The sequence below is a fragment of the Enterobacter sp. BIDMC 29 genome (assembly GCF_019378755.1).
Classification (GTDB): Bacteria; Pseudomonadota; Gammaproteobacteria; order Enterobacterales; family Enterobacteriaceae; genus Enterobacter; species Enterobacter ludwigii.
Window position 1 is genome coordinate 3,604,152 of record NZ_CP080000.1, and the last position, 24,428, is coordinate 3,628,579.

Consider the following 24,428-nt stretch of genomic DNA (forward strand, 5'->3'; position numbering starts at 1 on the left):
GAATTATGTTCGTTTTCGCGCATGGAGCGTGTCGGCAAACGCCATCGCCAGCCCAACGGCCAGCCCGGTGACGTGTGCACCATTGGCGATAGACATACCAAACAGATCAAACCATCCGGCAATTAGCCATATTAACGCAAAGGTTATTAACCCGCGTTGCAGATAGATGCCACTTTCAGGATCGCGCTCACCTCTGAGCCAGACATAGCCCATCAGGGCATACACAACACCTGATAATCCGCCAAACCACGGGCCGCTGAATTTGTGCTGCACATAGCCACTCAACAGGGCACTGATGACGGTGATCACAATCAGCTTCCCGCTGCCCAGACGCTTCTCGACGGCACCGCCAAGGTACCACCACCACAGCAGGTTAAAGAGAATATGCATCACCGAGAAGTGCATCAGCGCGTGGGTAAAATAGCGCCAGACGTCAACGTCCAGTGAAGGGTCATAGGGCCATGCCAGGGCGATCATGACGCTCTGGTCGCCGACCACGTTCATCATAATGAACACGATAATGCAGGCCGCCATCAGCAGCAGCGTAAACGGACCCGCGCGTTCGCGCACGGTGGCAAAGAAGGGAAAACGGCGATAGTGCAGCCCGCTGTCCGTCTGGCCTGATTGCCAGCTTGCGGCCAGATAGCGCGGGTCGCCAGGGTTCTCAAGGAATCGCGCCAGCTCCTCATTTACCCTCGCGGCCTGGCTCTCGTCGGCCAGCCACACATCGGTCTGATGATGTTGCTGGATGGTCAGAATAACGCCCTGCGTCGCCATATAGTCGACAAACGCCTGGGCGACGCGCGGGTTGGTAAAAGAGGTGATCATCAACATGGGCAGCCGTCGCTTATTTCCACACAAAAGGGGACAGTATAGCGGTATCAGCGCTCAAACGCGTATTCAACTTCTGCCGGGAAATGACGATGCCAGGCATCGAAGCCGCCATCGACACTGTAAACCGCATCGTAGCCCTGCTGAAGCAGGTACTGCGCTGCACCTTTACTGCTGTTGCCGTGGTAGCACATGACCATCACCGGCGTGTCGAAGTCGTTATCGCGCATAAACGCGCCCAGGGAGTCGTTGGTCAGGTGGAACGCGCCTGGCGTGTGGCCCATCGCAAAGCTCTGTGGATCGCGGATGTCCACCAGCACAGCCGTTCCCTGGTGCATTTTCTGATGGGCTTCTTCTACGTTAATACATTCAAACTGATCCATGGTGCTCTCATCTTATATTCAGGTGTGGTGCGCTTCCTCTCACCCCCCACTCTCTCCTGAAGTGAGACGGTTGGGCGAGGGCATCAAGCGGCACTATTTTACCCCGTAGTGTACGTCCTGGCGGCGGGTAAACGCCATTATGTTATCCATATCACTCTAAATTGTTTTTTTGATGTTACCAAAAGCGCGTTCCTTTGCTATTATGAGCGATATCGAACATTTCTGAGCTTTAACGAAAGTGCGTGAGGGTGTTATGGAAACCAAAGATCTGATTGTGATAGGCGGTGGCATCAACGGTGCCGGGATTGCGGCCGATGCTGCAGGACGCGGTTTATCCGTGCTGATGCTGGAAGCTAACGATCTCGCCTGCGCGACCTCGTCCGCCAGCTCCAAACTGATCCACGGTGGCCTGCGCTACCTGGAACACTACGAATTCCGCCTGGTCAGCGAAGCCCTGGCCGAACGTGAAGTGCTGCTGAAAATGGCTCCGCATCTGGCGATTCCGATGCGCTTTCGCCTGCCCCACCGCCCGCATCTGCGTCCGGCGTGGATGATTCGAATCGGTCTGTTTATGTACGATCATCTGGGCAAACGTACCAGCCTGCCAGGATCGACCGGTTTGCGTTTTGGCTCAGAATCGGTCCTTAAACCTGAAATCGTGCGCGGATTCGAATATTCCGACTGCTGGGTAGACGATGCGCGTCTGGTCCTTGCCAATGCGCAGATGGTGGTGAAAAAGGGCGGCGAGGTGAAAACCCGCACCCGCGCCACGGCTGCCCGTCGTGAAAACGGCCTGTGGGTTGTTGAAGCGGAAGACGTGGATACCGGCGAGAAGTTCAGCTGGAAAGCGCGCGGCCTGGTAAACGCCACCGGTCCGTGGGTGAAACAGTTCTTTGATGAGGGAATGCACCTGCCTTCGCCGTACGGCATCCGCCTGATCAAAGGCAGCCACATTGTCGTGCCACGCGTGCATACCCAGAAGCAGGCCTATATCCTGCAAAACGAAGATAAACGTATCGTGTTTGTGATCCCGTGGATGGACGAGTTCTCCATCATCGGCACCACCGACGTGGAGTACAAAGGCGATCCGAAAAATGTCGAGATCGACGAGAGTGAAGTCAGCTACCTGCTGAAAGTGTATAACGCGCACTTCAAAAAACAGCTGGCACGCGATGACGTGGTCTGGACTTACTCCGGCGTGCGTCCGCTGTGTGATGACGAATCGGACTCACCGCAGGCCATCACCCGCGACTATACGCTGGATATTCATGACGTGGACGGCCAGGCACCGCTGCTGTCGGTCTTTGGCGGCAAGCTCACTACCTATCGTAAGCTGGCCGAACACGCGCTGGAAAAACTGGTGCCGTACTACAAAGGCATTGGCCCGGCCTGGACTAAAGGAGCCGTATTGCCTGGCGGCGATATCGGGGATAACCGCGATGATTATGCCGCGAAACTGCGCCGTCGCTACCCGTTCATCACCGAAGGGATGGCGCGTCACTACGCCCGTACCTACGGCAGTAATACGGAATGGATCCTGGGTGAAGCCAAAACGCTTGCCGACCTGGGTGAACATTTCGGTCACGAACTTTACGAAGCCGAACTGCGCTATCTGGTTGAAAACGAGTGGGTGCGCCGCCTGGATGATGCCATCTGGCGTCGTACCAAAGAAGGGATGTGGCTGGATGCCGAGCAGCAGTCGCGCGTGGCGCAGTGGCTGGCGCAGAACGCGGGAAAGCGTGAGCTGTCATTAGCATCGTGATGTAAAAAAGCCCGGTGGCGTTACGCTTCCCGGGCCTGCAGATTGCATAAGCCGGGTCAGGCGAAGCCGCCACCCGGCTCTGTTTTTTTATAACCGCACGGGATCGATATGCCAGATAGTTTCAGCATATTCTTTGATAGTACGGTCTGATGAAAAATAGCCCATATTGGCGATGTTATGCATCGCGGCGCTGGTCCACTTCTCCTGCTGACGGTACAACTCGTCCACGTTGTCCTGGCAGTCGACATAGCTGCGGTAATCCGCCAGCACCTGATAGTGGTCACCAAAGTTAATCAGTGAATCGACCAGATCGCGATAGCGGCTCGGCTCTTCAGGGTTAAACACGCCGGTGGCGATTTGCGTCAACACCTGACGCAGCTCTTCATCTTCTTCGTAGTACTCGCGCGGCGAGTAGCCCTTCCTGCGAAGCGCCTCCACCTCCTCTGTCGTGTTACCGAAGATAAAGATATTCTCTGCCCCGACATGCTCCAGCATCTCAACGTTCGCGCCATCCAGCGTACCGATGGTCAGTGCGCCATTCAGGGCAAACTTCATATTACTGGTGCCGGAAGCTTCCGTACCGGCCGTGGAAATCTGCTCAGACAGGTCCGCCGCCGGAATGATCAGTTGCGCCAGACTCACACTGTAGTTCGGGACAAAGACCACCTTCAGCTTGTCACCGATATCCGGATCGTTGTTGACCACCTTCGCCACATCATTGATGAGATGAATAATGTGCTTCGCCATGTAGTATGCCGACGCCGCCTTACCGGCAAAGATTTTCACCCGTGGCACCCAGTCGGCCGTTGGGTCGGCTTTGATGCGATTGTAGTGCGTGATGACGTGCAGCACGTTCATGAGCTGTCGCTTGTACTCATGGATACGCTTGATTTGCACATCAAACAACGCTTTCGGGTTGGCCACCACGTTCAGGTGCAGCGCAAGATACACCGACAGCCGCTTCTTGTTCAGAAGCTTGGCTTCACGCACGGCTTTGTTCACCGCCGGGAAATCCAGGTGCTGTTCAAGCTCGCCCAGCTGACTCAAATCGGTACGCCAGGTGCGGCCAATATGTTCGTCCAGGACGTCGGAGAGCGGCTGGTTAGCCAGCGCCAGCCAGCGACGCGGGGTAACACCGTTCGTCACGTTGCAAAAACGCGTCGGGAAGATCTTCGCGAAATCAGCAAACAGCGACTGCACCATCAGGTTCGAGTGCAGTCCGGAAACCCCGTTCACCTTGTGGCTGATCACCACCGCCAGCCAGGCCATACGCACGCGGCGACCGTTGGATTCATCAATGATTGAAGCCCGGCTCAGCAGGCCAGTATCGTTCGGATACTGCTCCTGCAGCGTCTTCAGGAAGTAGTCGTTAATCTCAAAGATAATCTGCAGATGGCGCGGCAAAATTTTACCGAGCATGTCGACCGGCCAGGTTTCCAGCGCTTCGCTCATCAGGGTGTGGTTGGTGTACGAGAAGACCTGGCAGGTCACTTCAAACGCATCATCCCAGCTGAACTTGTGCTCGTCGATCAGCAGACGCATAAGCTCGGGGATCGAAAGCACCGGGTGGGTGTCGTTGAGGTGAATGGCGGTTTTTTCCGCCAGGTTACTGTAGGTTTTGTGCAGCTGATAATGACGGCTCAGGATGTCCTGAATCGTCGCGGACACAAGGAAATACTCCTGACGCAGACGCAGTTCGCGTCCGGAATAGGTCGAGTCATCCGGATAAAGTACGCGGGAGACGTTTTCAGAGTGGTTTTTATCTTCCACCGCCGCAAAATAGTCGCCCTGGTTGAATTTACCGAGGTTGATTTCGCTACTGGCCTGGGCGCTCCACAGGCGCAGGGTATTGGTGGCATCGGTGTCGTAGCCGGGGATAATCTGGTCATAGGCCACGGCCAGGATCTCTTCCGTCTCAACCCAGCGGGATTTTTTTCCCTCCTGCTGAATACGGCCACCAAAGCGCACTTTGTAGCGCGTATTGTGTCGTTTGAATTCCCACGGGTTGCCGTACTCAAGCCAGTAGTCCGGAGACTCTTTCTGTCGGCCTTCCACAATGTTCTGTTTGAACATGCCGTAGTCGTAGCGAATCCCGTAGCCGCGGCCCGGCAGGGCCAGCGTCGCCAGCGAGTCCAGGAAACAGGCGGCCAGGCGCCCCAGGCCGCCGTTACCGAGGCCCGGGTCATTCTCTTCGTCAATCAGCTCTTCTAAATCTAACCCCATCTCTTCCAGTGCGGTTTTGACGTCGTCATAGATACCGAGCGACAACAGCGCATTGGACAGCGTGCGGCCAATCAAAAATTCCATCGACAGGTAATAAACCTGCCGCGTTTCCTGTGAGAGCTGGGCGCGGTTAGAGCGCAGCCAGCGTTCCACTAAGCGGTCACGCACGGCAAACAGCGTGGCGTTCAGCCACTCGTGTTTGTTGGCGATGACCGGGTCTTTCCCGATGGTGAACATCAGCTTATAGGCGATAGAGTGCTTTAACGCCTCAACGCTGAGCGTGGGTGAAGAATAGCTAAAAGGAGCATTCATATCAGTAACTTCGCCTCGTTACATCAAGCGTTGATAAAGGTCGCGGTATGACTGCGCCGCAACGTGCCAGCCAAAGTCCAGAGACATCGCCTGACGCTGAACGTAACGCCACAGAGATGGACGGGACCACAAGACGAAAGCACGCCGAATCGCCCGCAGCAGCGACCAGGCATTACTGTCCTCAAAGACAAACCCGCTGGCGATACCGTCCGCAAGGTTTTCCAGAGAACTGTCCGATACGGTATCCGCCAGCCCGCCGGTACGACGTACCAGCGGCAGCGTGCCGTATTTCAGGCCATAGAGCTGCGTCAGGCCACACGGTTCGAAACGGCTCGGCACCAGAATGACGTCAGCACCGCCCATAATCCGGTGCGAAAACGCTTCGTGATAGCCAATCTGCACCCCTACCTGCCCGGGGTGTTCCGCCGCTGCCGCAAGGAAACCTTCCTGCAGCACCGGGTCGCCGGCACCGAGCAGCGCCAGTTGTCCCCCCTGCTCCAGTAAGCCCGGCAGCGCCTCCAGCACTAAATCCAGCCCTTTCTGGCTGGTCAGACGGCTGACGACGGCGAACAGCGGCACTTTATCGTTCACCTTCAGCCCCATCGCAATCTGCAGCTGGCGTTTGTTTTCCGCTTTGTCTTCCACGGAATCGCGGCCATAGCGTGCCGCCAGCAGAAGATCGGTCTCCGGATTCCAGATCTGCTCATCAACGCCGTTGAGGATCCCCGACAGGCGGCCCTCACGATGGCGCTGTCGCAGCAACCCTTCCAGACCGTTACCAAACTCCGTCTGGGTAATTTCCCGGGCGTAGGTCGGGCTCACGGCCGTAATGTGATCGGCGTAGTAGATGCCGGCTTTCAGGAACGAAATCTGCCCGTTAAACTCCAGGCCGTGCATGTTATAGAACGACCATGGCAGATCGATGTCATTCATGTGATGGGCATAGTACATGCCCTGATACGCCAGGTTGTGAACGGTAAAGACCGATTTCGCCGGGTGGCCGCGCGCCGCCAGATACGCCGGTGCAAGCCCGGCGTGCCAGTCGTGAGCGTGTACCACATTCGGGCGCCAGAACGGATCCAGCCCGGTTGCCATTTCAGCACCGACCCAGCCGAGCAGTGCGAAACGCAGCACGTTGTCGGTATAGGCGAACAGGTTCGTATCGTGATACGGGCTACCCGGTCGATCGTATAAATGCGGCGCATCAATCAGGTAAATGCCTACGCCATTGTAATGTCCAAACAGCAGGGTGATGCGTCCGGCGAAGGTTTCACGACGAGTGACCACCTTTGCATCTGGAATACCACGCCGGATATCCGGAAAAGCGGGCAACAGAACTCGGGTATCTACACCCCCGGCGATTTGCGCCGCAGGCAATGCGCCAAGAACATCCGCCAGACCGCCCGTTTTTAACAACGGGAACATCTCAGAACATACATGTAAAACCTGCATTATCGCTCCTGTTTGACCTGCAGCTTCCGCAACATTTCCCGTGTTACTAACACGATCCCCTCTTCCGAACGGTAGAAACGACGCGCGTCTTCTTCCGCATTTTCACCAATCACCATGCCTTCAGGTATGACGCAGGCACGGTCGATAACGCAACGGCGCAGACGGCATGAGCGTCCGACCCAGACATCCGGCAGCAGCACCGCCGAATCGATATTACAGAATGAGTTCACGCGCACGCGGGGGAACAGCACCGACTGCACCACCACCGACCCCGAGATAATGCATCCGCCGGACACCAGCGAGTTCAGCGTCATGCCGTGACTGCCGGAGCGGTCCTGAACGAATTTCGCCGGCGGCAGCGATTCCATGTGGGTACGGATTGGCCAGTTCTGGTCGTACATATCCAGTTCAGGCGTCACCGACGCGAGATCGAGGTTTGCCTTCCAGTAGGCCTCCAGCGTTCCGACGTCGCGCCAGTAAGGTTCAGCATTCGGATCAGACTGCACGCAGGACAACGGGAAGGGATGTGCATACGCCATGCCAGCTTTGGTAATTTTCGGAATGATATCTTTGCCGAAGTCGTGGCTGGAGTTTTCGTCTTTGTCGTCTTCTTCCAGAAGCGCGTAAAGATAATCGGCATCAAAGACATAGATCCCCATGCTGGCGAGCGATTTGGTATCGTCCCCTGGCATTGTCGGTGGGTTCGCCGGTTTTTCGACAAAATCGATAATCTTGTCGTCGGCGTCGACGTGCATCACCCCAAATGCCGTCGCCTCAGCAACAGGCACGGGCAGGCATGCCACGGTGCAACGCGCCCCTTTTTCGACGTGGTCGATCAGCATGTGGGAGTAGTCTTGCTTGTAGATATGATCGCCCGCGAGGATCACGATGTATTCCGCGTTATAACGGCGAATAATGTCGAGGTTTTGCGTCACCGCATCCGCCGTCCCGCGATACCAGTTCTCACCGTGAACGCGCTGCTGGGCAGGCAGAAGATCAACAAACTCATTCATCTCTTCACTGAAGAATGACCAGCCGCGCTGGATGTGCTGCACCAGAGTATGCGACTGATACTGCGTAATGACGCCAATGCGGCGAATGCCTGAGTTCAGGCAGTTGGAGAGCGCAAAGTCGATAATACGGAACTTACCACCAAAGTGGACGGCAGGTTTGGCGCGTTTGATGGTCAAATCTTTCAGACGAGTACCACGCCCGCCTGCGAGTATCAGGGCAACAGTTTTTAATGGTAGCTGGCGTGCCAACATTAAGGGATCGTTCTTCTCTAATCTAACCATGACTAACTCCTTTTTTATCATCTTTGGAATACGCACACTCCGTGCGCAGGCCCGTGCCAGACAGCCATTACTACCGGATTATCCGCTCCGGCAAATGGGGGAACAGCGCGCCATTCCCCGTCAGGTAAAACAATCTCAGCGACGTCATCCGTCGCGTTCAGCGTGACCAGCCACCTCTCCGAAAGCAGGATTTGCAGGCGTGGTACGCCGTGTTGCCACTCTTGCGCGCTTAAGGGTTGCGCGTCTTGATTCAGCCAGCGGACATTACCGTCGCCCTCTTCCCACCAGCGATCGGCGGTGAGCGCGGGAATTTGCTGGCGAAGATGGATCAGCGCAGCGGTAAAGTGAATTAACCCGCTGTTCGCTTCACCCCAGTCGAGCCAGGTCAACGTGTTGTCCTGGCAATACGCATTGTTGTTACCATGCTGACTGTGACCATGTTCATCGCCTGCCAGCAGCATCGGCGTGCCCTGCGACAATAACAGCGTTGTCAGCAGCGCATGCACGCTGGCGCGTCGCCGCTCGATAACATCAAGGCTTCCGCCTAACCCTTCTATACCATGATTGAAGCTATGGTTATTGTTAGTGCCATCGCGATTCTCCTCGCCGTTCGCTTCATTGTGTTTCTGATTGAAACAAACGCAGTCCCGGAGCGTAAAACCGTCGTGCGCCGTCAGCAGGTTGATCGTCGCAGACGGTCGTTTGCCATCGCGCTTAAAAAGATCGCTGGACCCGGCAAAGCGTCCGGCGAACTCCCCCAGCGACAGATTCCGTTCCAGCCAGAAGCGGCGCGCGGCATCGCGATAGTGATCGTTCCACTCGGCAAACAGGGGCGGGAAATTCCCGACCTGATAACCCCCTTCACCGATGTCCCACGGCTCGGCAATGAGCTTCACCTGTGACAGCACCGGACAGTTTTTGATCGCTTCAAACAGCGGCGCCTGCTGACTGAAGGCCGGCGTACGCCCCATAACGGGTGCCAGATCAAAACGAAAACCGTCGACGTGGAACGTGTCCACCCAGTACTTCAGGCATTCATACGCGAAATGCATGACCGCCGGGTGGCTGAGATTGAGCGTGTTACCGCAACCGGTCCAGTTGAAGTAATCGCCATCGTCCCTGATCCAATAATAGCTACGGTTATCAATTCCGCGCATGGAGAGCGTCGGTCCATCGAGATCGCTTTCCGCACTGTGGTTCAGTACCACGTCCAGAATGACCTCAATACCTGCCGCATGAAGCGCCTTTACCGCATCACGAAACTCGTCCCGCGCCTTGTCCGGATGAGCGGCATAGCGGGGTTCGAGCGCAAACATCGCCAGCGGGTTGTAGCCCCAGTAGTTACTGAGCCCCAGCCGCTGCAGACGAGGTTCACTGGCAAAATGCGCGACGGGCAACAGCTCCAGGGCCGTGATCCCGAGGTGCTTAAGGTAGGTAATCATGGTCGGATGACCGAGCGCCTTGTAGGTGCCGCGCATCTCTTTCGGGATCGACGGATGCAGATACGTCAGCCCTTTAACATGCGCCTCGTAGATAACGGTGTTGCCCCACGGCGTGCGCGGCGGGGCATCGTCTTCCCAGTCGTAGAGATCGTTCACCACCACGCTTTTAGGCGCCACGGGGGCGCTGTCGCGGTGGTCGGGTTCACCGTAGCCGACATGGAAAATAGGGTCGTCTTTAAACTCGCCATCCACGCGGTGCGCACACGGATCGATCAGCAGCTTCGCCGGGTTAAACCAGTGCCCCTGCGCAGGTGCCCACGGGCCGTGTACGCGATAGCCGTAGTGCATTCCTGGCCGTCCCCCGGCCAGGTAGCCGTGCCAGGTATCTCCTGTGCGAGACGGCAGGTCGTAACGATGTTCATTACCCTCGCCGTCAAATACGCACAGTTCAACCCGCTCCGCATGGGCAGAAAAGAGCGTGAAATTCACCCCCTTTCCATCAAAACGTGCCCCGAGCGGTTCGGGTTTACCTGCCGTAAGCTGGGTCATTCCCCCTCCCGGATCAGCCAGATGGTGCTGAGTGGCGGTAGCGTAAGGCTCAGGGAATTCGGTCGCCCGTGGCTTTCAATGGCATCGCTTTGCACCAGACCACCGTTACCGGCATTGCTGCCGTGGTAGTGCGTGGAATCGGTATTCAGGATTTCACGCCACTTGCCGGCCTGGTTAATCCCGAAACGATAATGATGGCGCGGTACAGGGGTAAAGTTGCTGGCGACGATAATTTCGTTGCCGGCTTTATCCCGCCGCACAAAGACAAACACCGAGCGCTCATGGTCATCCACCACCAGCCACTCGAAACCGTACGGGTCAAAATCAAGCTCATGCAGGGCTTTGTGGTGACGGTAGGTCAGGTTCAGGTCCCGCACCAGACGCTGCACGCCGTGGTGCCAGTTGTCGCCCCCTTCCAGCAGATGCCAGTCGAGGCTGGTGTCGTGGTTCCACTCGCGCCCCTGGGCGAACTCATTGCCCATAAACAGCAGTTTTTTACCCGGGAAGGCGAACATCCAGCCGTAGTAGGCGCGCAGGTTGGCGAACTTCTGCCATGCATCGCCCGGCATGCGGTCGAGAATGGATTTTTTGCCATGCACCACTTCGTCATGCGACAGCGGCAGCATGAAGTTCTCGGTGTAGTTGTAGAGCAGCCCGAAGGTGAGTTTGTCATGGTGATACTGACGGTAGACGGGATCCAGCTTCATGTAGTCGAGCGTGTCGTGCATCCACCCCAGGTTCCATTTGTACCAGAACCCCAGTCCGCCGGTTGACGGTGGACGGGAGACGCCAGGGAAGTCGGTGGACTCTTCCGCCATCGTCACCGCACCGTCTACCTGCTCGCCGATAATACGGTTGGTGTTGCGCAGAAACTCAATCGCTTCCAGGTTTTCACGGCCGCCATACTCGTTCGGGATCCACTCGCCTTCTTTGCGACTGTAGTCGCGGTAGATCATCGACGCCACGGCATCAACGCGCAGGGCATCAATGCCAAAGCGCTCAATCCAGTACAGCGCATTGCCCACGAGGTAGTTTGCCACTTCACGACGACCGTAGTTGTAGATCAGCGTGTTCCAGTCCTGGTGATAGCCTTCGCGCGGGTCGCTGTGCTCGTACAGCTTAGTGCCGTCAAACTCTGAAAGACTAAAATCATCGGACGGGAAATGGCCCGGCACCCAGTCGAGGATCACGTTTAACCCGGCGGCGTGCGCGGCATTGATAAAATAGCGGAAGTCATCGCGCGTGCCGAAGCGACGCGTCGGGGCATACATCCCGGTCGGCTGATAACCCCAGCTTCCGTCGAACGGGTGTTCATTAATTGGCAGCAGCTCAAGGTGGGTAAAGCCCATCCATTTCGCGTACGGAACCAGCTGGTCGGCAAGCTCCCGGTAGCTGAGCCAGAAGTTATTATCGGTATGGCGACGCCAGGAACCGAGATGCACTTCGTAGACGGAGATTGGCGCATCAAAGCGGTTGGCCTGCTTGCGTTCTTCACTCTGGACAACTTTTTCCGGCAGGCCGCAAATCATTGACGCGGTTTCTGGACGCATCTGCGCTTCGAAGGCGTACGGGTCGGACTTAATACGCAGCTTGCCGTGCGCATCGATCATCTCGAATTTATACAGCTGGCCGTTGTGCGCGCCGGGGATAAACAGCTCCCAGATACCGCTTTCACGGCGCAGACGCATCGGGTGACGACGGCCATCCCAGTAGTTGAACTGGCCGACAACGGAAACTCGCTGGGCGTTAGGCGCCCACACGGCAAACCGCGTGCCGGTGATGCCATCCATCGTATCGGCATGGGCACCCAGCGTTTCATAAGGTCGCAGGTGGGTACCTTCAGACAGCAGCCACGCGTCCATCTCCTGTAAAAGAGGCCCAAAACTGTAGGGATCATCGATGAGATTTTGCTGACCATGCCAGATAACGGCAAGCTGATAACGAAAAGGGTTTTTACGACGGGGCATTACGCCCGAAAAGAAGCCACGAGAATCGAGGCATTCCAGATTGCCGACCTTGCGGCCGGTTTTGGGTTCGATAACCCACACTTCTGTGGCATCCGGTAACAGTGCCCGGACTTCCAGCCCGGCCTCGGTACGGTGCATCCCCAGTACGGAAAAGGGGTCGGCAAAATGACCCGCAATAAGCGCATTAATCACGTCTCTATCCACACGATCGGACATGGTATTCATCCTGTTTTTTATGTCGTCCTTTTTTAGCGCCTGGGACGACTTTAATTTGACCTGAACGGGCATCCTCTCAGCCCCGTCCTAACCTCAGGTAAGAAATAACTCTTCCTTAAAGCATAGCCAACGCTCTAAATGACTCCTGATAAAAAATAAGACATATGCGTTTTACTCCATGTAGTACGCGGAAAAGGGGGTGAAAATCACCCCCCGGGGTTTAACAAATTATTACGCCAGCTGGCGCAGCATGCGACGCAGCGGCTCGGCTGCGCCCCAAAGAAGCTGGTCGCCGACGGTGAATGCAGAAAGGAACTCCGGCCCCATGTTCAGCTTACGCAGACGACCCACCGGGGTGGTCAGCGTGCCGGTGACGGCAGCCGGGGTCAATTCACGCATGGTGATGTCGCGATCGTTTGGAACCACTTTCGCCCACGGGTTGTGTGCAGCCAGCAGCTCTTCCACGGTCGGAATCGACACATCTTTTTTCAGTTTAATCGTGAAGGCCTGGCTGTGGCAGCGCAGCGCGCCGATACGTACGCACAGACCGTCAACTGGAATGGTGTTCGCGGTATTGAGTATTTTGTTGGTCTCAGCCTGACCTTTCCACTCTTCGCGGGTCTGGCCGTTATCCAGCTGTTTGTCGATCCAAGGGATCAAACCACCGGCCAGCGGTACACCAAAGTTATCCACCGGCAGCTCGCCGCTGCGGGTCAGCTCGGTGACTTTACGCTCGATATCGAGAATAGCGGAGGCCGGATTTGTCAGCTCGGTCGCAACGCTGTGGTGCAACTGGCCCATCTGCGTCAGCAGCTCGCGCATATGACGCGCACCGCCGCCGGATGCGGCCTGGTAAGTCGCCACGGAGACCCACTCCACCAGGTCCTGTGCGAACAGGCCGCCGAGGGACATCAGCATCAGGCTGACGGTGCAGTTACCGCCGACAAAGGTTTTTACGCCGTTGTTCAGGCCGTCGGTGATGACGTCCTGGTTGACCGGGTCGAGAATGATGATGGCATCGTCTTTCATGCGCAGTGAAGACGCCGCATCAATCCAGTAGCCCTGCCAGCCGCTTTCACGCAGCTTTGGATAAATTTCGTTGGTATAATCGCCGCCCTGGCAAGTGACAATAATGTCGAGTGCCTTCAGCGCTTCCAGATCGAAAGCATCCTGCAACGTACCGGTGCTGCCGCCAAAAGAAGGTGCAGCCTGGCCGAGCTGGGAAGTGGAGAAGAAGACCGGGCGGATGGCGTCAAAATCGCGCTCTTCAACCATGCGTTGCATGAGAACAGAGCCGACCATACCGCGCCAGCCGATAAAACCAACGTTTTTCATAGCATTTTTTTCCTGCAGAGGGTGTGTGCTGATTGTGCAAACCAGTATTCAACTGGGATATGCTTCACATTACAAAATGCTGCCAAAGTCGCAAGCGAAATTAATCGATGATGGCCCGCCAATCAGAAATAGCGCTAATCATCATAATAACCATAGAGAGTTTCAGGGATAATTTTAATGAGTGAAATCATATCCGCGGCGGTTTTATTGATCCTGATAATGGATCCTCTGGGCAACCTGCCTATCTTCATGTCGGTGCTGAAGCACACCGAACCCAAACGCCGTCGGGCGATCATGATCCGCGAGCTGCTTATCGCGCTGCTGGTGATGTTCATCTTCCTGTTTGCCGGTGAGAAAATCCTCGCCTTCCTGAATCTGCGTGCCGAAACGGTTTCGATTTCCGGTGGGATTATCCTGTTCCTGATAGCGATTAAGATGATTTTCCCGAGCGCCGAAGGCAGCAGCAGCGGCCTGCCCGCGGGGGAAGAGCCGTTTATTGTGCCGCTGGCGATTCCCCTTGTCGCCGGACCGACGATTCTGGCAACGCTGATGCTGCTGTCGCATCAGTACCCCAATCAGATGAGCCATCTGGTGATTGCCTTGCTGATTGCCTGGGGCGGGACGTTTATCATTCTGCTGCAGTCGTCGTTGTTCCTGCGTCTGCTGGGTGAGAAAGGCGTAAACGCGCTGGAGCGCCTGATGGGGTTGATTCTGGTGATGATGGCAACGCAGATGTTCCTGGACGGGATCCGCGCGTGGATGAAGGGCTAGGTAAAAACAAAAAAGGACAACTCACGTTGTCCTTTTGCTTTTAGCCGGGTTTAACTCAGCAGCGTAAACGCAATCATCCCGACAATGGCACCCGTCGTGCCGAGGATGGTTTCCATCAGTGTCCAGGTTTTCAGGGTTTGCGCTTCGGTCGCACCGGTAAATTTACCGAACAGCCAGAAGCCGGCGTCGTTGACGTGTGACACCACAATCGAACCGCCCGCAATGCAGATTGAGAGCGCGGCCATCTGGGCACCGGAGTAGTTAAGCTGTTCAATCACCGGCATCACCAGACCCACGGCGGTTAAACATGCCACCGTCGCAGAGCCCTGGATGATACGCACCGCCGCAGCCAGTACGAAACAGGTCACCGCAATGGGCAGCCCCATGCCGGTCAGGGCTTCGCCCAGCGCCGGACCCACGCCGGAATCCACCAGCACCTGTTTGAACACGCCACCGGCACCGATCACCAGCAGAATGATACCCGCAGGCTGCAGCGCATGGCCGCAGATTTCCATCACTTTGTCTTTCGGCATGCCCTGGCGCATCGCCAGGCCGTACATCGCCACCAGACACGCCACCAGGATCGCGGTGAACGGGTGGCCGATAAACTCAAACCATTCGTACGCGGTAGACCCCACCGGCACGAAACGCGCGGCGATGGTTTTCAGCCCCACCAGCACCAGCGGCAGCAGGATCAGCGCCAGGCTGAAGCCGAAGGACGGCATTTTGCCTTCGCCAAGGTGCGGCTCGGTGACGTCATCCGGAATGTGAAGCTCAACGTAACGGCTGATGAAGTTGCCCCACAGCGGGCCGGCAATAATCATTCCCGGGATTGCCGCACACAGGCCAATCAGGATCATCCAGCCAAAATCGGCGTGCATCTGAGAAGCCAGCAGCATCGGCGCAGGCCCAGGCAGCAGGAACGCCGCCGCAGCCGCCACGCCCGCAAACAGCGGAATCACCAGCTTCACGAGGTTAGTGCCGGTATGGCGCGCCATCGAGAACGCCACGCTAATCAGCAGCACCACGGCCACTTCGAAGAACAGCGGCAGTGCACAAATCAGACCGGCGAGGCCAATCGCGTAGTGCGCACGGCTGTGTCCGAAGGATTTGAGCATTTTGACGGCAATCTGGTCGACTGCGCCCGTCTCATGCAGGATCTTGCCAAACATCGCACCCAGCGCGACCACAATGGCCAGGAAACCCAGCGTGCCTCCCATCCCTTTTTCCATCGTCGCTGCGATCTTATCGAGCGGCATACCGGAAAAGAGACCTGCACCAATAGACACCACCATTAAGGCAACGAAAGCATGCATACGCGCTTTCATCACTAAAAACAGCAGCAGCAATACGGAACCAACTGCTGTTAAAACTAGCGTTAATGTACTCAAAACTTACTGCCTTTTATTAATGACCTCGATGGTGCTGGCAACAACACCCTCCAGTGACTGATCGATATCAACCACTAAGACGTCTTTCTCATCGTCACCCGGCTCCTGCAACGCTTCGAACTGCGTCACCAGCATCTGGGTTTTGAAGAAGTGGCCTTTACGCGCCTTCAGACGGCTTTCAATCACCTCGAAATCGCCTTTCAGATAGATGAAAGAGAGGTTCGGGTTGCCGTCACGCAGCAGGTCGCGGTAGGTTTTTTTCAGCGCGGAGCAGACGATCAGGGAGACCTTGTTGGTACGCTGCATCGCGAACGCGGCGTCATTCAGCGCCTGCAACCACGGTTTGCGGTCGTCATCGTTCAGCGGCTCGCCGGAGGCCATTTTCATGATATTGCTGCGCGGATGGAGGAAGTCGCCATCAAGAAACGCCGCATGAAGTTGATGCGCCACTTCGCTGGCCACGGCAGATTTACCGCTACCGGAAACGCCCATCAGGACGTAAACGTGGTGATCATGATTAGTCGTGCTCAAAGGGTGTCCCTCAGTCAATTGTTACGGGTAACAGTTATCGGTAACATTGTCCTGCTGGGGCAAAAGAGAAGCAATATCCAAACGTGCGCGAAGTGAATAAGTGTGACCCACTTCAAATTTGTCAGCTTAAATAGATCCACCCGGTGACAAGGTGAAACCTAAATCTAACATTTTCGGCGTCACCGTCTCGCCACGTATGCGCGCCAGCAGGCGTTCTGCGCCAATACGGCCCATACGTTCACGCGGTGTCAGGACGCTCGCCAGACGGGGTTCCATCACCTGGCCGATGTCGTGGCCGTGGAAACCGGCAATCGCCATATCTTCGGGGATCTTCAGCCCCAGACGCTGGCATTCGAACGCTGCACCGACCGCAAGGTCATCGTTGGTACAGAAAATACCGTCCAGTTGCGGATACTCGCGTCGTGCCTGACGCATCAGCTCAATACCCGACGTGTAGGATGAGGACTGCTCAACCATCACGCTGTACGGTGTTAAACCGGCGTCGAGCATTGCCTGCTCGTATCCCTTCTGTTTGATGATAGTACGTTCATCCAGACGTGCACCCAGGTAGGCAATATGCCGATGGCCGCGGGCGATGATGGCCGCCGTCATCTGGCGCGCCGCTTCGAAGTTATCAAAGCCCACCGCAATATCGAGACACGGCGACTGGCTGTCCATCAGCTCCACCACCGGAATGCCTGCCACTTCAATCATTTTTAGCGTACGGGGGGTGTGAGTACGTTCGGTTAAAATCAGGCCGTCGATGTTCCAGGAGAGCATGGACTCAAGACGTTCTTCTTCCAGTTCCGGCTTGTACCCATAGTGAGCGAGCATGGTCTGATAGCCAAAGGCATCGGTCACGCTTTCAATGCCGCGCAACACCTCGGCAAAAACCTGGTTGGTTAAGGAAGGCAGGAGGACGCCAACCGCGCGGCTGGTCGCATTCGAAAGAATATCGGGGGCGCGGTTAGGGATATACCCCAGTTCATCGAGGGCAGCGGCAATCTTGCCACGCAACGCCACGGAAACCTGTTCCGGGTTACGTAAAAACCGGCTGACCGTCATTTTGGTCACACCGACGCGATCGGCTACATCCTGAAGTACGGGGCGTTTCTTTTTCATCGTCCTGAGAAATCGTAAGTGATAGATTTGCTCAGTTTATCACGGACAAAGCCCATCCTTCCCCTGTCAAAGGGAAGGATGGGCATTTATTTATGATTTATTACACCGGTGGCAGATCAAACAGCAGAATTTCGCTTTCACTGTCGGCATGCACGGACAGTGCCTGCTCATCCCAGATTGCCAGACCATCCGCCGTGGTAGCTTTCGTGCCGTTAATAGACACCTCGCCTTTCACCACCTGGATCCAGACGCGGCGGTTAGCGGCAATCTGATGGACAGACTGTTCGTCTTTTGCCAGCGCCCAGCGGTACAGTTCCATATCCTGGTGCACTTTCAGCGAACCGTCACGCGCATCCGGAGAGAGCACCAGCTGTTTGCCCTGTTTAGCATCAAAGCGGCGCTGTTCGTAGCGCGGGGTGATGCCGGTTTCTTCCGGAATGATCCAGATTTGATACAGGTGCAGTTTTTCCGTTTTGCTTGGGTTGTATTCAGAGTGACGCACCCCGGTACCCGCACTCATAATCTGGAATTCACCCGCCGGAACCTGCTCTTTGTTGCCCATGCTGTCCTGGTGCTCAACCGCCCCTTCCAGCACATATGTCAGGATTTCCATGTCTTTGTGCGGGTGGGTACCGAAGCCCTGGCCTGCATCAATCACGTCATCGTTAATGACGCGCAGTGCGGAGAAGCCCATAAAGTTCGGGTCGTAGTAGTCAGCAAACGAGAATGAATGCCATGAGTCCAGCCAGCCATGATTCGCGTGACCACGTTCGTTTGCTTTGCGTAAGTAGATCATTGTTTCACCCTCAGTTCGTTTCGATGGAGTAAGTGTGGACGCAAACGGCCTGGGATCATAGAGGGTGAAAATTGACTCCTCTGTTCAAAAATTTAGAACAAGCAAAGAGGAGTCATAATTTCTTATCTGGCGAGGGTTATCGTGGCAGGAGAGGCCTGTTCGAAGGCCCGTTCAAGGAGTTCGAGATTGGTCATAACTTCAGATTCCTTGACGTAATTGGGTGCACCGTTAGTCAGGGTCTCATACAGCGCATCGTAAACGCGGCCATAGTCACCCGCTTCGGGTTTCACGTCCTCTTTAACGGTGATGCCCTCTGCGTTGACATACTCCAGCACGCCCACGGAGTCATCCGCCGCAAACCCCGGGTCGCCGGGCATAATGTTCGCCTTCAGGCTGGTCTCCTGCTGGTCGATACCGTACTTGATAAACGAGCCTCCGGTGCCATGCACAATAAATTTCGGGTAGTCAATTTTCACCAGATGGCTGGTTTTGACGATGGCTTTCAGGTCGCCGTAAAACAGCTGGGCTTCGAAGGTGTCATCCGGATTGGCTTTGTTGCGCAGGCTGCGGATGTCGTACGCAATGTGGTCCGGTCGGCCAAACAGAGAGATGATTTGATCGAGCGTATGCACGCCCAGACCATAGAATGAGCCATCCTGCGGCAGGCCGGGATGCGTTTCGGCCACCGGGCGGTAGTAATCAAAGTGGCTTTCAATCTCGACGATGTCACCCAGTTTACCGCTCTCAATCACTTTTTTTGCCGTCAGGAAGCAGCTGTCAAAGCGGCGGTTTTGGTACGGCGTGACGGTCAGCCCTTTGCGCTTCGCCAGGTCAAACAACGTTTTCGCCTCTGCCATTGTCGGGGTAAACGGCTTTTCCACCAGCACGTTTTTGCCCGCCTCCAGCGCGCGTTTTGCGTACTCGAAATGGCTGTCAGCGTGGGTACAGACAATCACCAGTTTGACCTGCGGATCGTTGAGGACCTCATCAAGATCGCAGGTGAAATGAATATGGGAGTACTGGGGAGACTGCTCTTCCGGCTTCGCGCGACGCCGGTAGATATGGGCAACGTGCCAGCTGTCTTTGCGGTTGAGAACATACGGAAGGTGGTAACGCGTGGTGCTTTTGCCAAATCCAATAAATGCGCAATGTAATGTCATGGCTCAGTCCTTTTTAAGGTTACTGAGTGCAACCATAGCGCAAGTTTTGCCCTCACCCCAGCCCTCTTCCACGGGGAGCGGGCGAAAAAAGACAAAAAAAAGCCAGCGAAAAGCTGGCTAAAGTAATACTGGAAGCAATGTGAGCAATGTCGTGCTTTCAGGTTCCCGTCGTGGTCTTCCTGAACGCAGAGCAATAATAATCATTCTCATTCGCACTTGTCCAATCTTTTTTGCAAAAATTAGCAGTTGACTCAAATTTTAATCTCACTGATGTTGGAATGGACGTTTAACTGACTGAGGATGAAGGAATGAGTGAGATTGTGATACGCCATATCGAAGCCCGCGATGCAGAAGCGTTACGTGACATTATGTCGCATCCTGGGGTGTATCACGACACGCTACAACTTCCCCATCCCTCAATGGATATGTGGCATGACCGGGTCGCGACGAAACCGGGAAGACGGCATCTCGTCGCCTGTCTTGACCAGCGAGTGGTTGGCCATATGGCACTCGATGTGATGGAAAATCCCCGCCGCAGCCACGTTGCAACGTTCGGCATTAGCGTGGCCGCTGATGTACAGGGACGCGGTGTGGGTCGTGCGCTCATGCGCGAAATGGTCAATCTCTGCGACAACTGGTTGCGCATTGAACGCATTGAGCTCACGGTTTTTGCGGATAACCCAGCGGCACTGGCGCTGTATAAGAAGTTTGGGTTTGAAATCGAAGGGACCGGCAGGAACTTCGCCCTGCGTAACGGCGACTATGTGGACGCGTATTACATGGCGCGGCTGAAGTGATAAATTGCCCGGTAGCGCGACGCTTACCGGGCAATAAAATCAGAACCCCGCCGTCAAATCGTCCACCGAACGCGGATCCGAGGCCCCAAACAGCGTGCCGTCCGGGCCGACCATAATGCTCTGGGTGCTGCCCATTGCCTCTTTCAGCGCCACCTTCTGTCCGCGCTGCTCCAGCAGTTTTAAGGTGTCCGGGCTAAAGCCCTTCTCAACACGCAGCTCGTCCGGCAGCCACTGATGGTGGAAACGCGGTGCATTCGTCGCTTCGGCGACATTCATTCCAAAGTCGATGCTGTTCACCACCATCTGCAGCACCGTGGTGATAATACGGCTGCCGCCAGGGCTACCAGTCACCAGCCAGGTTTTACCGTCTTTGACCACGATGGTAGGCGACATGGACGACAGCGGACGCTTCTTCGGCCCGACCGCATTTGCATCCCCGCCCACCAGGCCGTAGACGTTCGGCACCCCCGGTTTGGCCGAGAAGTCATCCATCTCGTTATTGAGCAGAATCCCGCTGTTGCCTGCCACGATGCCTGTACCAAAGGTGGTATTGAGGGTATAGGTCACCGCCACCGCGTTACCGTCTTTATCCACCACCGAGAAGTGGGTGGTCTGGTTGCTCTCATACGGTGCCAGCTTGCCCGGGCGGATCTCGCTCGACGGTTTGGCCTTGTTGATGTCAATCTCATCAGCAATCGATTTGGCATAGGCTTTATTGGTCAGCGCCTGCCACGGCACCTTCACGAAGTCCGGGTCGCCCAGGTATTCTGAACGGTCGGCGTAGGCGCGTTTTTCCGCCTCTGCCATCACCTGCATGGCATCCGCACTGCCGAAGCCGAACTTGTGCATATCGAAGTTTTCAAGAATGTTGAGGATCTGCACGATGTGAATGCCGCCGGAAGACGGAGGTGGCATCGAGAAAACGTCATAGCCGCGATAGCTTCCGTGAATCGGCTCACGCTCGACGGCCTTGTACTCCGCGAGATCCGCTTTGGTGATAAGCCCACCGTTCTTTTGCATCTCTTCGGCAATCTGGTCGGCAATCGCCCCTTTATAGAACGCATCCGGGCCGTGCTCCGCAATCAGCTCCAGACTTTTCGCCAGGTTCTTCTGCACCAGCTTATCGCCCTTCTTCAGCGGTTCACCGTCTTTCCAGAAGATAGCCTTGCTGTTTTCGTGATTCGGAATCACTTCGCTGCCATAGGTTTTAAGATCGTCAGCCAGGGCGTCATTCACCACAAAACCTTCGCGGGCGAGCTTAATCGCAGGCTGTACCACTTTGTTGAGCGGTAGGGTGCCATATTTTTCCAGCGCCAGGGAGAAGCCTGCGACGGTGCCCGGCGTACCGGAGGCGAGATGCGAGGTCAGAGATTTTTTGCTGTCCGGGTTGCCTTGATCGTCAAGGAACATATCGCGGGAAGCCTGTCCGGGGGCCATCTCACGGAAGTCGATGGCGGTGGTTTTGCCGTCTTTGGTCCGCAGCATCATAAAGCCGCCGCCGCCCAGGTTCCCCGCCTGCGGATGCGTCACCGCCAGCGCATAGCCCACCGCGACTGCCGCATCCACCGCATTACCGCCCTGCCGGAGAATATCAACGCCCACTTTCGTTGCCAGCGCATCCACCGACGCCACCATACCCTGCGTTGCTCGCACGGGATGAAAAACATCTTCCTCCACGCCGTACGAGACTGGCGGAGCCGCTGGCGGGTTGGCCGCCACGCTAAATGTGCCGCCTGCCATCAGCGCGGCGATCGCTATCCAGCGCAAAAACGTTGGTTTCATCATTATTGTTCTCCAGGTGAAGAGGGCCATATTCCCCGCTTAAGCCTGGTTCACAACTCCTAAAAAATCATCGTCATGGTGAAATCAGGGTAAACTTAAGAGAAGCCTCAAAAGAAGGAGATGACAATGAAACGCTTACTGATTCTTACGGCGCTGCTTCCGTTTGCCGCGCTCGCACAGCCACTCAATACGATGAACAACCCGAACCAGCAGGGCTACGTCATTCCAAGCCAGCAGCGTATGCAAACGGAGATGATGAGCCAGCAGCAACAGCAGAAAGGGATGCTGAACCAGCAGTTGAAAACGCAGACCCAGATGCAGCAGCAAAGCCTGCAAAACCAGATGAACACCAACACCCAGCGCATACAGCAGGGTCAGGTGCGTGAGCAGCCGCTGCCTAACCCGAACGGCGGAATGCTGGGCGGGATGACCTCGTCGGGCAGCGGACAGCAGCATATGCTGCCGTCCCAGTCACCGTCGAATGGCGGGATGCTTAATTCTTCACAGAACTAAAGTTCGGGCCGATCACGTCAATCGCATCGGTACAGATACTGTCCACCCCCCAGCGCAGCAGCTCCGCCGCGCGCTGGGGTTTGTTGACGGTATAGACCAGAATATGCAGCCCTGCCTCTTTCAACACGTTTACCCGTGCCTCATCCAGCAGCGCGTGGTTCAGGTGAATCGACACACACCCTAAACGGCTGGTCAGCTCACGCCAGTCATCACGCCACGTGTCGAGCAGCAGTCCGCGCGGCAACGCCGGAACGGACGCCTGCGCCGCCTCCAGGGCATCAATGTCAAACGACGACAGCAGGGGTGGCGTCATGCCCTCCCACAGCTCACGCGCGGCCAGCGCAATGACTTTACCTGTGAGTGGCCCGGTGCCGATGGTTGGTTTGATTTCGATATTGGCCATCATGCCATGCAGGCGACAGCGGTCGGCCACTTCCGCCAGTAGCGGCAGCGGCTCGCCTTTGAACTCGCTACTGTACCAGCTTCCGGCGTCGACGTTCAGCAGATCGCGCCACGGCAGGTCTCCCGCCACGCCCCAGCCATTGCTGGTGCGTTCGAGGTTGTCATCATGCAGAAGGAAAATCTCGCCGTCTTTCGATAGCTTGGCATCGAACTCGATCATCGTGTGACCGTAATGCGCGCCCATATCGATAGCCGCCAGCGTGTTTTCCGGCGCCAGTTTACCGCCGCCCCGGTGGGCGACGATGTGGGGATAAGGCCAGTTACTCATATACGTTGTCCTGTTTCACCGTCGAATACGTGCAGGTGATTTTCCGGCAGATGCAGCCACAGCGTGCTGCCTGCTTTAGGGCGCTCCTGATGGGCCAGACGCACCACCATTTTTTGTTCACCCCAACGTCCGTGCGCCAGGTTGTCAGCCCCCAGCATCTCCAGCGTGTCCATGACCAGCGGCACGCCGCCTTCCGCCTGTGAGGTTAACCCAATATGTTCCGGGCGGATACCGAGCGTCATCTTACGCCCGGCATAGCCACGATAGTACCCGTTTACGGGCAGCGCCATCCCACTTTCCAGCTCAAAGTGCGTACCCGCGCTGCTGATCCGCCCTTCCAGCAGGTTCATCGCCGGGCTGCCAATAAAGCTCGCCACAAAGCGGGAGGCCGGTTTCTCGTATACCTCTACCGGGGTGCCAATCTGCTCGGCGACGCCTTTGTTCATCACCATCACGCGCTGGGCGAGGGTCATCGCTTCCACCTGATCGTGCGTCACATACAGGGAGGTGGTTTTCAGACGACGGTGCAACTGCTGCAGCTCAAGGCGCATCTGCACGCGCAGCTTGGCATCAAGGTTTGAGAGCGGCTCGTCGAACAGGAACACCGCGGGGTCACGCACAATGGCGCGCCCCATCGCCACACGCTGGCGCTGTCCGCCGGACAGTTCACGCGGACGTCGCTTGAGCAGGCCATCCAGTTCCAGAATACGCGCCGCCTCTTTCACGCGCTCATCGATATGGCTTTTGCCCATCCCGCGGATTTTCAGCCCCCAGGCCATGTTCTCTTCCACGCTCATGTGCGGGTAAAGGGCGTAGTTCTGAAACACCATCGCGATACCCCGGTCCTTCGGCTCCATCTCGGTCACGCGCTGGCGATCGATCCAGATATCGCCGCTGGTCACACGTTCAAGCCCGGCAACCATGCGCAGCAGCGTCGATTTTCCGCAGCCTGACGGGCCAACCATCACGATAAATTCCCCGTCCGCCACGTCGAGCGTTAACGGCTGAATGACCTGGGTTTTGTTGTCCCAGCTTTTGGTCACTGCCTGTAATTTTAAACCTGCCATC

At 56.3% G+C, this 24,428-nt stretch carries 20 protein-coding genes; 4 read left to right on the top strand and 16 right to left on the bottom strand.

Features of this window, described 5'->3' with window-relative positions; genetic code table 11:
* Nucleotides 1-3: 3 nt before the first annotated feature.
* Both glpG and glpE read right to left on the bottom strand, forming a co-directional pair.
* Nucleotides 4-834 (bottom strand): rhomboid family intramembrane serine protease GlpG, encoded by an 831-nt coding sequence (glpG, locus tag JTA15_RS16065; protein ID WP_106503540.1) that lies wholly within the window; start codon nucleotides 832-834, stop codon nucleotides 4-6.
* A 47-nt stretch (nucleotides 835-881) separates the two neighbouring features.
* Complete coding sequence (glpE, locus tag JTA15_RS16070; protein ID WP_020884562.1) at nucleotides 882-1,214, bottom strand: thiosulfate sulfurtransferase GlpE; 333 nt, start codon at nucleotides 1,212-1,214, stop codon at nucleotides 882-884.
* Nucleotides 1,215-1,467: 253 nt separating this feature from the next.
* On the opposite strand from glpE, the gene glpD reads away from it, so the two are divergent.
* On the top strand, nucleotides 1,468-2,976 hold the full coding sequence (gene glpD, locus JTA15_RS16075; protein WP_020884561.1) for a glycerol-3-phosphate dehydrogenase: 1,509 nt from the start codon (nucleotides 1,468-1,470) through the stop codon (nucleotides 2,974-2,976).
* Between the two features lie 87 nt (nucleotides 2,977-3,063).
* Here the strand turns inward: glpD and glgP are convergent, their stop codons facing one another.
* From glgP to asd, 6 genes are all read right to left on the bottom strand, one after another.
* Nucleotides 3,064-5,511, bottom strand: coding sequence for a glycogen phosphorylase (glgP, locus tag JTA15_RS16080; RefSeq protein ID WP_014171981.1), 2,448 nt, complete (start codon nucleotides 5,509-5,511; stop codon nucleotides 3,064-3,066).
* Nucleotides 5,512-5,529: 18 nt separating this feature from the next.
* Nucleotides 5,530-6,963 (bottom strand): glycogen synthase GlgA, encoded by a 1,434-nt coding sequence (gene glgA / locus JTA15_RS16085; protein ID WP_219372490.1) that lies wholly within the window; start codon nucleotides 6,961-6,963, stop codon nucleotides 5,530-5,532.
* Nucleotides 6,963-8,258, bottom strand: coding sequence for a glucose-1-phosphate adenylyltransferase (gene glgC, locus JTA15_RS16090; RefSeq protein ID WP_020884559.1), 1,296 nt, complete (start codon nucleotides 8,256-8,258; stop codon nucleotides 6,963-6,965). The genes glgA and glgC overlap by 1 nt, the downstream gene beginning before the upstream one ends.
* Before the next feature lie 17 nt (nucleotides 8,259-8,275).
* On the bottom strand, nucleotides 8,276-10,249 hold the full coding sequence (gene glgX, locus JTA15_RS16095) for a glycogen debranching protein GlgX (protein WP_219372491.1): 1,974 nt from the start codon (nucleotides 10,247-10,249) through the stop codon (nucleotides 8,276-8,278).
* On the bottom strand, nucleotides 10,246-12,432 hold the full coding sequence (gene glgB / locus JTA15_RS16100) for a 1,4-alpha-glucan branching enzyme (RefSeq protein WP_047954779.1): 2,187 nt from the start codon (nucleotides 12,430-12,432) through the stop codon (nucleotides 10,246-10,248). The genes glgX and glgB overlap by 4 nt, the downstream gene beginning before the upstream one ends.
* A 231-nt stretch (nucleotides 12,433-12,663) precedes the next feature.
* A complete protein-coding gene (gene asd / locus JTA15_RS16105; RefSeq protein WP_044866040.1) occupies nucleotides 12,664-13,767 on the bottom strand; it encodes an aspartate-semialdehyde dehydrogenase in 1,104 nt (367 codons plus the stop codon).
* A gap of 177 nt (nucleotides 13,768-13,944) precedes the next feature.
* Here asd and yhgN point away from each other — a divergent pair, with 177 nt between their 5' ends.
* Complete coding sequence (yhgN, locus tag JTA15_RS16110) at nucleotides 13,945-14,538, top strand: NAAT family transporter YhgN (protein ID WP_003861574.1); 594 nt, start codon at nucleotides 13,945-13,947, stop codon at nucleotides 14,536-14,538.
* A gap of 50 nt (nucleotides 14,539-14,588) precedes the next feature.
* Here the strand turns inward: yhgN and gntU are convergent, their stop codons facing one another.
* From gntU to JTA15_RS16135, 5 genes are all read right to left on the bottom strand, one after another.
* Complete coding sequence (gntU, locus tag JTA15_RS16115; protein ID WP_014171987.1) at nucleotides 14,589-15,929, bottom strand: gluconate transporter; 1,341 nt, start codon at nucleotides 15,927-15,929, stop codon at nucleotides 14,589-14,591.
* Between the two features lie 3 nt (nucleotides 15,930-15,932).
* On the bottom strand, nucleotides 15,933-16,460 hold the full coding sequence (gene gntK / locus JTA15_RS16120; RefSeq protein WP_020884556.1) for a gluconokinase: 528 nt from the start codon (nucleotides 16,458-16,460) through the stop codon (nucleotides 15,933-15,935).
* A gap of 126 nt (nucleotides 16,461-16,586) precedes the next feature.
* Nucleotides 16,587-17,582, bottom strand: coding sequence for a gluconate operon transcriptional repressor GntR (gene gntR, locus JTA15_RS16125; RefSeq protein WP_014171989.1), 996 nt, complete (start codon nucleotides 17,580-17,582; stop codon nucleotides 16,587-16,589).
* A gap of 100 nt (nucleotides 17,583-17,682) precedes the next feature.
* Entirely contained in the window at nucleotides 17,683-18,378 is a 696-nt protein-coding gene (locus JTA15_RS16130; RefSeq protein ID WP_014171990.1) for a pirin family protein, read from the bottom strand.
* Between the two features lie 122 nt (nucleotides 18,379-18,500).
* Entirely contained in the window at nucleotides 18,501-19,538 is a 1,038-nt protein-coding gene (locus JTA15_RS16135; protein WP_219372492.1) for an oxidoreductase, read from the bottom strand.
* 308 nt (nucleotides 19,539-19,846) lie between these two features.
* Here JTA15_RS16135 and yhhY point away from each other — a divergent pair, with 308 nt between their 5' ends.
* Nucleotides 19,847-20,335: an N-acetyltransferase gene (gene yhhY / locus JTA15_RS16140; RefSeq protein ID WP_014171992.1), complete on the top strand. Its 489-nt coding sequence runs from the start codon at nucleotides 19,847-19,849 to the stop codon at nucleotides 20,333-20,335.
* A gap of 39 nt (nucleotides 20,336-20,374) precedes the next feature.
* On the opposite strand, the gene ggt is transcribed toward yhhY, so the two are convergent.
* The gene (ggt, locus tag JTA15_RS16145) at nucleotides 20,375-22,117 is read right to left on the bottom strand and encodes a gamma-glutamyltransferase (RefSeq protein WP_025202845.1); all 1,743 of its coding nucleotides are present in this window, start codon (nucleotides 22,115-22,117) and stop codon (nucleotides 20,375-20,377) included.
* A gap of 126 nt (nucleotides 22,118-22,243) precedes the next feature.
* Here ggt and JTA15_RS16150 point away from each other — a divergent pair, with 126 nt between their 5' ends.
* A complete protein-coding gene (locus tag JTA15_RS16150; RefSeq protein ID WP_020884553.1) occupies nucleotides 22,244-22,630 on the top strand; it encodes a DUF2756 family protein in 387 nt (128 codons plus the stop codon).
* On the opposite strand, the gene ugpQ is transcribed toward JTA15_RS16150, so the two are convergent.
* Both ugpQ and JTA15_RS16160 read right to left on the bottom strand, forming a co-directional pair.
* Complete coding sequence (gene ugpQ / locus JTA15_RS16155; protein WP_219372493.1) at nucleotides 22,611-23,360, bottom strand: glycerophosphodiester phosphodiesterase; 750 nt, start codon at nucleotides 23,358-23,360, stop codon at nucleotides 22,611-22,613. The genes JTA15_RS16150 and ugpQ overlap by 20 nt on opposite strands.
* Nucleotides 23,357-24,427 carry a sn-glycerol-3-phosphate import ATP-binding protein UgpC gene (locus JTA15_RS16160; RefSeq protein WP_020884551.1) on the bottom strand — a complete coding sequence of 357 codons (1,071 nt, stop codon included), beginning with the start codon at nucleotides 24,425-24,427 and terminating at the stop codon, nucleotides 23,357-23,359. Before JTA15_RS16160 ends, ugpQ begins: the two co-directional genes overlap by 4 nt.
* Between the last annotated feature and the right edge of the window lies 1 nt (nucleotide 24,428).